Raw genomic sequence first — 11,265 nt, 5'->3', positions numbered from 1 at the left:
GGCAAGAAGCCTGGCGACCAGGCGGGCGGCGGCAAGAAGCCGGGCGACCAGGCGGGCGGCGGCAAGAAGCCTGGCGACCAGGCGGGCGGCGGCAAGAAGCCGGGCGACCAGGCGGGCGGCGGCAAGAAGCCTGGCGACCAGGCGGGAAGCGGCAAGAAGCCGGGCGACCAGGCGGGCGGCGGCAAGAAGCCGGGTGATCAAGCCGGAAGCGGCAACAATCAACTTGCCGGCAAGGGCGGGAAGGGCACCTGCTCCTTCCACGGTGAAACGCTGATTCTCACGCGGCGCGGGGAGGTGCCAATCCGGGATGTTCATGTCGGAGACGAGGTGATGGCGCGCGACGAGGCTTCCGGCGAGACGGCCTGGAAAGCCGTCGTCGCGCACTACGCGAACCGTTACGAGCACACGCTCCGGATCGTGATCCTAGATTTGGAGTCGGGCGCCAGCCATGTCGTCCGGTCGAACAGGATCCACCCCTTTTTCGTCGTGTCGAAAGAGCAGCAGCCCGAACTGCTGGCCGTATCCGGCGGCGAGCCGCAGCGCGGCAAAGGCAGTCTGGAGGGCGACTGGGTCGAAGCCGCGCAGCTGCGGAGCGGAGACCGGCTGCTCGGCACCGGCGGTGGGTGGTCGGAAATCGTCAACGTCTCGAGCGCACGCAGTCCGTTCACCGCCTTCAATGTGACCGTGGCGGACTTCCACACCTATTTCGTCAAGGGCCCGAGCGCCAACGACAATGTTCCGTCGGTCTGGGTGCACAATAAATGCGACGAGAAACTGCCGACCGGGTCGAGGCGGGCGGATCCGCCGGTGACGAAGTACGGCCAGCCGCGCTACCGGGCGCCGGATGGCGACGAGTACTACCGGGGATGGGACGGCCGCTACTACCGCGACCGGGTCTTCGAGAACGGCGTCCTGCGCGTTGATCCGGAGCACCCCCCCACCCCGCGCCCTTCAGGCGCCATTGCCGGAGACGCGGTTGGCCCGCCACCCTTCGTCCGGGAGGGGAAGGCGAAACAGTTGCGGCAAGATCTCTACGAGGACTTGTTGGAAGAGCTCCGGGCCGCGGGCCTGACCGAGGATGAGGTCGCCGAGTTCATTCGGACGGACGAGCTCATCAGCTACCACAAGAACATTCGCGGCTCGCTCGGCAACATGACGGGCCAAGAGCGACGCTTCTTTGAAGAGCGCCTGGAACAGCTCGCGGACAGGCAGGAAGCCCTATGGGAACGAATGCGTGACCTAGCACGCAAGCGCGGCGAGCCCAGCAGCGTTGAAACGCGTTTCACAGCGACGAACGAATTCGGCAATGTGTATCAGGTAGAGAACAATTTCGCGAAGATCGAAGATCTCAGGAAGTCACTCCAGGTCGAATCGTTCCAGGCCGATCGGCTTATCACCGGACGACGACCGGGCGATGTCGGTGAATTCGAGCTCTCATTCTCGACGACGACGAGTGACCTGAGGAACAGTTTCAGCAATGACAAGATCCTGAACCCGAACACCGGGAAAATGGAGGATCCGACCGCCCCCACCGACTTGGACCATGTCTGGCCGGTCAGCGAGATTACGCGTGGAAAGCAGTTCCGCGGGCTCTCGATCGATAAACAGAAAGCTGTGATCCACGATCCCGAGCTCTTGATGAGAATGGATAGTGGTTTGAACAGAGCGAAGCAGGATCGCATTGGCTCAGATTTTAGGCGGTGGATGCGAGATGAAAGGGGATACAATAAGTACTACGTGGACTTCATGATGAAACGCCAAAGACAGGCCCAGGATTACGCGGATGTCCTGGTCGATTGCCTGGCGAAAGGTGGTTCAGCGGGAGCCTGTCAACAGAAGGCCATCGCGAAGCATCCGCGACCGACCTATACGCCCCCGGCTTGACCAGGCAGCCCTGTTCGGAACGCGAATCCTTCCGCTTGAGACCTGCGATCCGGGAACGACGACGGCCTCTGCCGCCGCCTCGCCTCAGTCCAGCTCGAAGGCGTCCTTGTAGTCGCGTTTCAGGGCCGGGTCCTGCCGCTCTTTCAGCAACAGGTAGTTGCCGACCGCCAGCATGTCGAGCTCGGTGCCCATGAAGCAGTGGAAGGCGTCCTTCGGGCTGCCGACGATCGGTTCGCCCCGGACGTTGAACGAGGTGTTGACGATCACCGGGCAGCCGGTCCGCGCCTTGAATCGCGAGATCAGCCCGTGGTAGCGCGGGTTGGTCTCCTTGTGGACGGTCTGGATGCGGGCCGAGTAGTCGACGTGGGTCACGGCCGGTATGTCGGAGCGTGCGACGTTCAGCTTGTCGATGCCGAAGCGCGACTCCTCCTCGTCGGTCATCGCCTTCTGCCGCTCCTTCTTCACGTCCGCGACCAGCAGCATGTAGGGGCTCGGCCGGTCGATCTCGAACCAGGCGCCGACGTCTTCCGCCAGGCATGACGGTGCGAAGGGCCGGAAGCTCTCGCGGTACTTGACCTTGAGGTTGAGCACCTTCTGCATGCTCGGCGAGCGTGCATCGCCCAGGATAGAGCGGTTGCCCAAGGCACGCGGCCCGAACTCCATGCGCCCCTGAAACCAGCCGACCGCCTTGCCGTCGGCCAGTCCATCGGCGACGGAGTCGAGAAGCTCTTCCTCGTCCAGCAGCGTGAAGACAGCACCCTCCGCCTCCAGGGCTTGGCGGACCTGCTCGTCGGAGAAGGCCGGACCCAGGTAGGCGCCGGACATACCGTCGGCCACGTTGGTGATCTGCCGCTCCTTGCCGAGGTGCCAATGGTAGGCGGTCAGGGCGGCGCCCAGCGAGCCGCCCGCGTCGCCGGCGGCGGCTTGGATCCAGATGTCGTCGAAGATGCCCTCGCGCAGCAGCTTGCCGTTGGCCACGCAGTTGAGCGCCACGCCGCCGGCCAGGCAGAGCTTCCGCTGCCCGGTCTCCTTGGCGATCGAACGGCCGAGCCGCAGCACGACCTCTTCGGTGACCGCCTGCACCGAGGCGGCGAGGTCCATGTGGCGCTGGTCGAGCCGTTCCTCGGCGCCGCGCGGCGGTCCGCCCATGAGACGGTCGAAGCGCGCGTTGGTCATGGTCAGGCCGGTGCAGTAGTCGAAGTAGTCCATGTTGAGCTTGAACGAGCCGTCCGATTTCACGTCGATCAAGTTCTCGAGGATCAGGTCGGCGTACTTCGGCTCGCCGTAGGGCGCCAGGCCCATGACCTTGTATTCGCCCGAGTTCACCTTGAACCCGGTGTAGTAGGTAAAAGCGGAGTAGAGCAGGCCGAGGGAGTGGGGGAAGTGGATCTCCTTCAGCATCTCCAGCCGGTTGTCCCGGCCGACGCTGAGCGAGGTCGTGGCCCACTCGCCGACGCCGTCCATGGTGAGGACAGCGGCGTCCTGGAAAGGCGAGGGGTAGAAGGCGCTGGCCGCGTGGCTCTGGTGGTGCTCGGCGAAGAGCAGCTTTCCGGCCAGCCCGTTCTCCGGCGCGAAGGCCTCGAGCTCTTTGAGCAGCAGGCTCTTCTGGAACAGCTTTTCCTTGATCCAGACCGGAATGGCCATGGAGAAGGAGCGAAAGCCGCGCGGCGCGAAGGCTAGGTAGGTCTCGAGCAGCCGTTCGAACTTCAGGAAGGGCTTGTCGTAGAAGGCCACGTAGTCGACGTCGGCGAGGCCGCAGCCGGCCTGATCGAGGCAGGCGGCGATCGCCTGGGCGGGAAAGCCCGAATCGTGCTTCTTGCGTGTGAAGCGCTCTTCCTGGGCCGCCGCGACGATCCGGCCGTCGTCGACCAGCGCCGCGGCCGAGTCGTGGTAGAAGGCCGAGATGCCGAGGATCTTCATCGGCGGCTAGAAGACCGTGTAGATGAAGGGTGCCACTGCCGATCCCTGGGCGAGTACGAGCAGGCCGCCGAAAAGCAGAATGATCAGCATGATCGGCGCCAGCCAGAATTTTTTCCGGACGCGAAGAAACTGCCAAAGCTCGATCAGGAAGGACATGGGTTCCCACCCCGGAATTTCGATGAAAAACCTGCGCGGCGGGCGGACACTGCCTCACCAGGTCCGGCTAGGCAACCCGCTTTGACCACGGTGGCCGGCGGCGGCTCGCAGAGCGGGCGGCGCAGAAGCGGCTTGAAACCGCCGCCGAGATGTTGGACCGTCCCGCCGCCAGCCGCGCGCCCCATCCTCGGCGCGGCGAAACGGGAGACCGGGCGATGTCGGGCAAGATGAACTTCCACGAGGCCATGGCACAGCGCGAGGCGCCCAAGGGGGGCTCGGACCGGGCTTTCGGCGTCGTGTTCACGGTCGTCTTCGCGGCGATCGGCTTGTGGCCGGTGCTGTTCTCCAATCCCCCGCGGCTCTGGTCTCTCGGCGTGGCCGCGGTCTTCCTCGCTCTGGCCCTTCTCCGACCGCAGCTTCTGGCGCCGCTCAACACCCTCTGGACGCGCTTCGGGCTGCTGCTGCACCGGATCGTCAACCCGATCATCCTTGGCCTGATCTTCTTCGTCGTCATCACGCCTTCCGGACTGTTGCGGCAGTGGCTGCGGCGCGATCCGCTCAACGTCGCCTTCGATCCCGCGGCCGAGACCTACTGGATCGAGCGCGAGCCGGGGCCGGCGCCCGAGACCATGAAACAACAGTTCTGAGGGCGGGGCGGCGCTCCGGAAGACCGTGATCGCGGTTCCCGGCGGCGCGCGCCGACCTGCTTTCGGCGCTTTATTGGATTTTTCGACACTGAATCTGTCATGCTGAGCGCCGGCGCACCGGCGGGCGGGAAGGGGAATGGCGAGCAGAGCGGGGAAGGAAGGCTACGGCTCGGCGCTGGACAAGGCACTGGCTGTCATGGAGGCGGTGACCGCCCACCCCCAGGCCGTCGGATTGCCGGACCTGACCGTCAAGGTCGGCCTGCCGCGGCAATCGCTGCACCGCATTCTGCGGCAGCTCGAGGAGAACGGCCTGGTGATCCGCAACCCGACCAACGACCGTTTCTCCGTCGGCCCCAGGCTGTCACGCCTGGCGATCGGCGCCCTGTTCTCGGAGAACCACAACATGCCGGCGCGCGCCGCGCTCAAGGACACGGTCGTGCGCATCGGCGAGAGCTGCAACATCGGCATTCTCGACGGTCTCGACTTCGTCTACCTCGAGAGGATCGAGACGGAGAACGCCCTGCGCGTCCACTTCGAGTCCGGCAGCCACGTCCCGGCGCACTGCACGTCGGGCGGCAAGGTTCTCTTGGCGCACCTGCCCGAGCCCCTGCGCCACGATCTCCTGCGCTCGACGAAGCTTCGGAAGTTCACCGAGAGGACCATCACGGATCCCGCCGGCCTGGAAGCCGAGCTGACAAGGATCCGCGAGCGGGGCTACGCGACGAACGACGAGGAGTACGTCCGCGGCGTGGTCGGCGCCGCGGTTCCGGTCGCCGACAGCACGGGGCGGGCGGTCGCCGCGATCGCATGCCACGCGCCTGCCGCGCGCACGTCGATGAAGCAGCTGCAAGACATGATCCCCGAGATCTCCAGAACCGCCCGCTCGCTCGGGCGCTACTGGGCCTGATAGTCGGACGGCGTGACGCCCCGCCGGTGCCGTCCGGACGGAAAGCTGTTGACAAGGACCGCGTGAATTAAGGAAACAAGGATATCACGTCCCAATTTTTGCAGATCATGCCGGCGACCGCGACGGGCGCGCTCCGGTGCGCAGCGGGTCGTGGATTGCGGGCAGGCGGCCGTCGGGTCGCTGCCGGGGCGCCGCTCGGGCGGCGGACAGAGAGACTGAGGGGTCAGCCATGACAGCAACCAGCGCGCAGAGAGTTTCCCACGACATGCCCCCTGAGAAGGAGGTCATCGCCGGGCTGGTGGCCAGGGCCCGCAGCGCCATGGCGATTTTTGCCGGCGCCGATCAGGCGCGCGTCGACGAAGCGGTCACCGCGCTCGCCTGGTCGATCTACGAGCCAGCCAGGGCGCGCGAACTGGCGGCGCTCGCGGTCGAGGACACCGGGCTCGGCAATGTCGAGAGCAAGATCACCAAGAACCAGCGAAAGACCTTCGGCTGCCTGCGCGACCTTTCCCGCGTCAAGTCGGTCGGGGTGATCGAGGAGATCCCCGAGAAGGGGCTGGTGAAGTACGCCAAGCCGGTCGGCGTCGTGGCTGCCGTGACCCCCTCGACCAACCCGGCGGCCACGCCGGTGAACAAGGCCATGTTCGCCGTCAAGGGGCGCAACGCGGTGATCATCGCGCCCTCGCCGGCCGGCCTGCAGACCACCACCCGCACCGTCGACTACATGCGCGCCGAGCTGGAGAAGATCGGCCTGCCCGCCGATCTGGTCCAGGTCCTGCCGCCGCCGGTCAACAAGGCCCTGACGCAGGAGCTGATGTACGCGGCCGATCTCGTAGTGGTGACCGGCTCCCAGAACAACGTGCGCCGCGCCTATTCCTCCGGGACGCCGGCGATCGGTGTCGGCGCCGGCAACGTGCCCGTGGTGATCGACGAGACCGCGGACTTCAAGGACGCGGCGGAGAAGATCTGCGCCTCCAAGATCTTCGACAACGCGACCTCCTGCTCCTCGGAGAACTCGTTGATCATCCTGGACAGCGTCTACGACCAGGCGATCGAGGCGCTCAAGCAGGCCGGCGGCTACCTCTGCAGCGCCGAGGAGAAGGAAAAGGTGCGTGCGCGCCTCTGGGTCGACGGCCACTTAAACCGCCGTGTGATCGCCAAGGACGCAGCGGTCCTGGCAGAGGTCTTCGATCTTGGCGAGGGCGCGGCCGAAGCCAAGTTCTTCATGGTCGAGGAGGGCGCCGTCGATCCGGCCAGCAAGTTCGCCGACGAGAAGCTCTCCCTGGTCCTGACGGTCTACCGCGCCAAGGACATGGACGCGGTGGTCGATCAGCTGGACGCCGTTCTCGATGTCTGCGGCAAGGGGCACTCGGTGGGGATCCACACGGCGACCCCCGAGCACGCGACGCGGCTCGCCGAGCAGATCGACGTCGTACGCGTACTGGTGAACCAGGCCCATACCTTCGGCAACGGTGGCGGCTTCAACAACGGGCTCAACTTCACGCTCTCGATGGGCGGCGGGACCTGGGCCGGCAACTCGATCACCGACAACCTCAACTACAGCAACTTCATCAACATCACCTACCTGGTCAACACCATCCCCGAGGACAAACCCTCGGAAGAGGCGCTGTTCGGCGCCTACTGGGACAAGTACGGACGATGAATTTCGAGGAGTACGCGGCCAAGCCGCGCCTCGCCGAGGCCGGCATCGCGGTGCCGAAAAGCGTCCTGGCGGGCGATCCGGACACGGCGGCGGTGGCGGCGCAGCAGATCGGGCCCTGCGTGGTCAAGGCGCAGGTGCCGACCGGCAAGCGCGGCAAGGCGGGCGGCATCAAGCTCGCCGAGACTCCGGCGGAGGCGCGTGACCACGCAGCGGCGATCCTCGGCATGGAGATCGCCGGGCACGAGGTCGCGCAGGTACTGGTCGAGGAGAAATCGGCCATTGCCCGCGAATTCTACGCCGCGGTGCTGAACGACCCGGTCAGCAAGGGACCCATGGTGATGTTCTCGACCGAGGGCGGCATGGATATCGAGGAGATCGCCGCCGAGACGCCCGAAAAGCTCAGGCAGCAGGCGGTCGACATCCGCCGGGGCTTCGGGCTGGCCGACGCCGAGGCGCTGATCGCCGGCCTCGACCTCTCGGGCGCGGAATCCGGCGTGGCCGACGCGTTGGAGAAGCTCTACCGGGCCTACCGGGAGAACGACGCCGAGCTCCTGGAGATCAATCCGCTGATCGTGACCGCCGACGGTGCCGTCGTGGCGCTCGACTGCAAGTTCGTGATGGACGACTCGGCGATCAAGCGCCACGAGGCCTTGGCCACGCAGGGGTCGCCCGACAAGCTGACGGAGCTGGAAGCGCGCGGCGAGGCGTCCGGCATCAAGTACATCGAGCTGGACGGCGATGTGGCGGTGCTGGCCAATGGCGCCGGCCTCACCATGACGACCATGGACGTGGTCCGCTTCCACGGCGGCAATCCCGCCAACTTCTGCGAGATCGGCGGCGAGGCCTACACCAAAGGCAAGGCCGCCCTAGAGCTGGTCCTGGCCAAGCCGGGCATCAAGGCCCTGGTGGTCAACTTCTGCGGCGCCTTCGCGCGCTGCGACGTGATGATGGAAGGGCTGCTGAACGCCTGGGCCGAGATCCAGCCGGAAATCCCGGTCTCCTTCTCAATCGCCGGCACCGGCGACCAGGAGGCGATCCGCATGCTCAAGGAGAAGCTCGGCCGTGATCCCCTGCCCAACATGAGCGAGGCCTGCAAGGCGGCCGTGCTGGCCGCGAGGGAGCGCTGAGCCCATGATCATCCCGCGCAAGGACACCCGAATTCTGGTCCAGGGCATCACCGGCAAGCAGGGAACCTTCTGGACCGAGCGGATGCAGGCCTACGGCGCCGCCGTGGTCGGCGGGGTCAATCCCAAGAAGGCCGGCACGGAGCACTGCGGCGTCCCGGTCTACGGCAGCGCGGTCGAGGCGGCGGGAGAGGGCTTCGACGTCTCGCTGCTCTTCATCCCGCCCCTGCTTGTGAAGGCGGCGGCGCTCGATGCGATCGAGGCGGGCGCCAAGATGGTGCTGATCCTGACCGAACACATCCCGGTCCAGGACGTCATGCACGTCATGGCGGCGGCGTGCGAGGCCGGCACCCGGATCGTCGGGCCCAATACGGCCGGCGGCGTGACCGTCGGCGAGACTTTCATGGGCTTCATGCCGGCCTTCAACGAGCGGATCTTCAAGAAGGGCGGCGTCGGCGTGCTGTCGCGCTCGGGCAGCCTCGGCACGCTGCTGTGCCAGAACGTCGTCGCCGCCGGCTACGGCCAGAGCGCCTTCGTCGGGATCGGCGGCGACCCGGTCATCGGCACCACGACCCGGGACGCGCTCGAGGCGCTGGACCGTTTCCCCGGCACCGAGGCCGTGGTCATGGTCGGCGAGATCGGCGGCACCATGGAGGAGGAGGCGGCGGCCTATGCGGCGACCATGGACAAGCCGGTCTTCGCCTTCATCGCCGGCGGCGCCGCGCCCAAGGGTAAGAAGATGGGCCACGCCGGCGCCATCGTGATGGGCGACAAGGGGACCTACGCCTCGAAGAAGGCGGCGCTGGAGGCCGCCGGTGTCACCGTGCTCTCGACGCCGGTCCACATCGGCGACGCGCTGAGAGCGGCGCTGGGCTGAAGCAGAGCGCGCTTCAGGCGGCGGGGACCGCCGAGGTCAGCAGCCAGCCCGCGGCGCTGTCGGCGAAGCCGGCGGCCAGCAGCACGAGGCCGGCGCCGCTCGGATAGACGAAGCTGAGATCACGGATCTTGATCACTGACGGACCGCTTCCGCCGTTTCCGCCGCCGAGTTATCGGGGATCTCGACCACAACCCCGGCCTGGGTGCGGTCGATCTCGCGCAGGGTGAAGCCGGTGATGCGCCAGAGCCCGCCGGCGCGGTCGAACGCCAGATCGGCCGCGTAGGCGTTGCCGCGCAGGTGACGGTGCTGCTCGTGGCCGACCAGGCCGAGGACTCGCCAGCGGGCGGAGACGGCGAGGCGGTCTCCGCTCCGGGCCGCCGAGGCCGAGAGCAGCTCCAGCTCGTGGACTTTCTGGTCCGCCTTTTCCAGGCCGCGGTCGAGCAGCGAGGCCCGCCGTTGCAGGTAGAGCGTCTCGAGAGCCGGTCCCGCCGTGGCCTCGGCGAGCGCGTCGTAGATCCGGCCTTCCTCCTCCTCCGCGAAGGCGCGGTACACCCGCTCCAGGGCCCAGAGGGTCAGGTCGTCCGCCCGCCGCTCGGCCTCGGCCGGCGAGAGCGCGCCGATATCCGCCGACTCTCTGACCAGAACGCGGGAGTCCTCGCGATGGTCAGAGGCGAGCGACAGCAGTCCGGCGGCAGCCGCGAGCGCCGTCGCGGCCGCTCCGACGGCGAGCAGGGTGGCGCGCAACTTCATGGGATAAGGCCTGTCTGCGCGCCGCGCGCAAAGCCGATCCTGCCGGTTCCGTCCTTGATGACCCTACTCCCTCGTCTCGCCGCCGACCGAAACGCCCCCGGCTACAGCAGCGAGGCGATGATCTGGCGCTGGATGTCCGAGGTGCCGGAATAGATGACACCCCCCAAGGCGTCGCGCAGGTCCCTTTCGATACCGTTCTCCGCGACGTAACCCGCGCCGCCATGAATCCGCACCGCATCCAGGCTCGACGCCAGAAAGGCCTCGGAGATCTGCAGCTTCGCCATGGCCGCGTCGAGCGCGCAGGGCTCGTCCCGAGCCTTCAGCCAGGCGGTCTTGTAGAGCAGCAGGCGCGAGAGTTCCAGACGCAGCCGCATGTCGGCCAGGCGGTTCGAGACCGACTGGTAGCCGTCGATGCTCTGGCCGGCAATCCGCCGCCGCCGCGCGAAGGCAACGCAGTCGTCGAGCTGGCGGGCCATGGAGCCGACGTGGCTCGCGAAGATGAAGCTGCGCTCCCACTCCATGGAGTGCTGGAAGATGCTCGCCCCCGCGCCCTCGTCCCCCAGCCTGCGATCCTCCGGGATCCAGCAGTCCTTCAGCCGTATCTCGCCCATGGGCGTCGTACGCAGGCCCATCTTGTCCTGCGCCGGTCCGCGTTCGAAACCTTGGTCAACAGCCTCGACCAGGAAGGCGCAGAGACCCCAGCGGCCTTTGTCCGGATCCGTCGTGGCGAAGACCAGCGCCAGGTCGCAGGCCGGGCCGAGGCCGATGTAGACCTTCTCGCCGTTCAGCAGATAGCCGCCGTCCTGCCGCTTCGCGAGGGTCTTCAGGGCGAAAGCGTCGGAGCCGGACTCCCTCTCGGTCATGCCGTGGGCGCCGATCAGTCGGCCGTCGCACAGGCCGGGCAGGTAGCGCTGCTTCTGCGCCTCGCTGCCAAACGCCAGAAGCGGCTCAATCACCGCCCAGATCTGCCCGTTCACCCCGAGGGTCAGTCCGTTGTCCGGGCAGCCGTGGCCCAGCGCCTCGAGCATGACGACGGCGGTCAGAGTGTCGTGTCCCTGCCCGCCGTAGGCCTTCGGCGTGGTGCAGCCCAAGATCCCGAACTCTGCACAGCGCCGCCAGTCTTCGGCCCAGACTTCGCGCGCGGCGGCGGCGCGCCGGTCGCGTTCCGCCAGGTTCGCGCCCAGGTGCTCGCCGGCGAAGGCGCGGGTGCGTTCGCGCAAGTGAAGTTGTTGTTCTGTAAGCGAGAAATACATAATCTGCCCTCTTTGTCGGCACCGTGTTGTTACGTGTAAGTTACCAGGGAAGACCAGCGCATCAATTGCCGAGGTGCCCGCCGC

11 protein-coding genes are annotated in these 11,265 nt (G+C 66.9%); 6 read left to right on the top strand and 5 right to left on the bottom strand.

All coding sequences use genetic code 11. The annotated features are described in order from the left end of the window. A partial coding sequence (locus tag QNJ67_12610) for a polymorphic toxin-type HINT domain-containing protein (protein MDJ0609811.1) occupies positions 1–1,884 on the top strand: 1,884 nt, incomplete at its 5' end. 84 nt (positions 1,885–1,968) lie between these two features. Here the strand turns inward: QNJ67_12610 and QNJ67_12605 are convergent. Next, positions 1,969–3,804 (bottom strand): carbamoyltransferase, encoded by a 1,836-nt coding sequence (locus tag QNJ67_12605; protein ID MDJ0609810.1) that lies wholly within the window; start codon positions 3,802–3,804, stop codon positions 1,969–1,971. 6 nt (positions 3,805–3,810) lie between these two features. After that, positions 3,811–3,960 carry a DUF5989 family protein gene (locus QNJ67_12600; GenBank protein ID MDJ0609809.1) on the bottom strand — a complete coding sequence of 50 codons (150 nt, stop codon included), beginning with the start codon at positions 3,958–3,960 and terminating at the stop codon, positions 3,811–3,813. Positions 3,961–4,175: 215 nt separating this feature from the next. Here QNJ67_12600 and QNJ67_12595 point away from each other — a divergent pair, with 215 nt between their 5' ends. The 5 genes from QNJ67_12595 (at position 4,176) to QNJ67_12575 (ending at position 9,178) form a co-directional block, all read left to right on the top strand. Beyond that, the gene (locus tag QNJ67_12595) at positions 4,176–4,607 is read left to right on the top strand and encodes an SxtJ family membrane protein (protein MDJ0609808.1); all 432 of its coding nucleotides are present in this window, start codon (positions 4,176–4,178) and stop codon (positions 4,605–4,607) included. Between the two features lie 136 nt (positions 4,608–4,743). Next, positions 4,744–5,514 carry an IclR family transcriptional regulator gene (locus tag QNJ67_12590; protein ID MDJ0609807.1) on the top strand — a complete coding sequence of 257 codons (771 nt, stop codon included), beginning with the start codon at positions 4,744–4,746 and terminating at the stop codon, positions 5,512–5,514. A 229-nt stretch (positions 5,515–5,743) separates the two neighbouring features. Continuing rightward, entirely contained in the window at positions 5,744–7,177 is a 1,434-nt protein-coding gene (locus QNJ67_12585; GenBank protein MDJ0609806.1) for an aldehyde dehydrogenase family protein, read from the top strand. Continuing rightward, positions 7,174–8,304, top strand: coding sequence for an acetate--CoA ligase family protein (locus tag QNJ67_12580; GenBank protein MDJ0609805.1), 1,131 nt, complete (start codon positions 7,174–7,176; stop codon positions 8,302–8,304). The genes QNJ67_12585 and QNJ67_12580 overlap by 4 nt, the downstream gene beginning before the upstream one ends. Before the next feature lie 4 nt (positions 8,305–8,308). Next, positions 8,309–9,178 (top strand): CoA-binding protein, encoded by an 870-nt coding sequence (locus QNJ67_12575; GenBank protein ID MDJ0609804.1) that lies wholly within the window; start codon positions 8,309–8,311, stop codon positions 9,176–9,178. Positions 9,179–9,191: 13 nt separating this feature from the next. Here the strand turns inward: QNJ67_12575 and QNJ67_12570 are convergent, their stop codons facing one another. The 3 genes from QNJ67_12570 to QNJ67_12560 all read right to left on the bottom strand — a co-directional run bounded on the left by QNJ67_12570 (position 9,192) and on the right by QNJ67_12560 (position 11,181). Further along, complete coding sequence (locus tag QNJ67_12570) at positions 9,192–9,314, bottom strand: hypothetical protein (GenBank protein ID MDJ0609803.1); 123 nt, start codon at positions 9,312–9,314, stop codon at positions 9,192–9,194. Further along, the gene (locus QNJ67_12565; GenBank protein MDJ0609802.1) at positions 9,311–9,928 is read right to left on the bottom strand and encodes a hypothetical protein; all 618 of its coding nucleotides are present in this window, start codon (positions 9,926–9,928) and stop codon (positions 9,311–9,313) included. Before QNJ67_12565 ends, QNJ67_12570 begins: the two co-directional genes overlap by 4 nt. Before the next feature lie 101 nt (positions 9,929–10,029). After that, positions 10,030–11,181 (bottom strand): acyl-CoA dehydrogenase family protein, encoded by a 1,152-nt coding sequence (locus tag QNJ67_12560; protein MDJ0609801.1) that lies wholly within the window; start codon positions 11,179–11,181, stop codon positions 10,030–10,032. Positions 11,182–11,265: the final 84 nt, after the last annotated feature.

The organism is Kiloniellales bacterium (assembly GCA_030064845.1).
Taxonomy (GTDB): Bacteria; Pseudomonadota; Alphaproteobacteria; order Kiloniellales; family JAKSDN01; genus JASJEC01.
The sequence above is the reverse complement of the archived record's forward strand: the minus strand, read 5'-3'. Positions and strand labels throughout refer to the sequence as shown.

Coding starts and splice junctions, on each gene's coding strand:
- QNJ67_12605 (MDJ0609810.1), bottom strand. CDS start 3,804: ATGAAGATCCTCGGCATCTCGGCCTTCTACCACGACTCGGCCGCGGCG.
- QNJ67_12600 (MDJ0609809.1), bottom strand. CDS start 3,960: ATGTCCTTCCTGATCGAGCTTTGGCAGTTTCTTCGCGTCCGGAAAAAA.
- QNJ67_12595 (MDJ0609808.1), top strand. CDS start 4,176: ATGTCGGGCAAGATGAACTTCCACGAGGCCATGGCACAGCGCGAGGCG.
- QNJ67_12590 (MDJ0609807.1), top strand. CDS start 4,744: ATGGCGAGCAGAGCGGGGAAGGAAGGCTACGGCTCGGCGCTGGACAAG.
- QNJ67_12585 (MDJ0609806.1), top strand. CDS start 5,744: ATGACAGCAACCAGCGCGCAGAGAGTTTCCCACGACATGCCCCCTGAG.
- QNJ67_12580 (MDJ0609805.1), top strand. CDS start 7,174: ATGAATTTCGAGGAGTACGCGGCCAAGCCGCGCCTCGCCGAGGCCGGC.
- QNJ67_12575 (MDJ0609804.1), top strand. CDS start 8,309: ATGATCATCCCGCGCAAGGACACCCGAATTCTGGTCCAGGGCATCACC.
- QNJ67_12565 (MDJ0609802.1), bottom strand. CDS start 9,928: ATGAAGTTGCGCGCCACCCTGCTCGCCGTCGGAGCGGCCGCGACGGCG.
- QNJ67_12560 (MDJ0609801.1), bottom strand. CDS start 11,181: ATGTATTTCTCGCTTACAGAACAACAACTTCACTTGCGCGAACGCACC.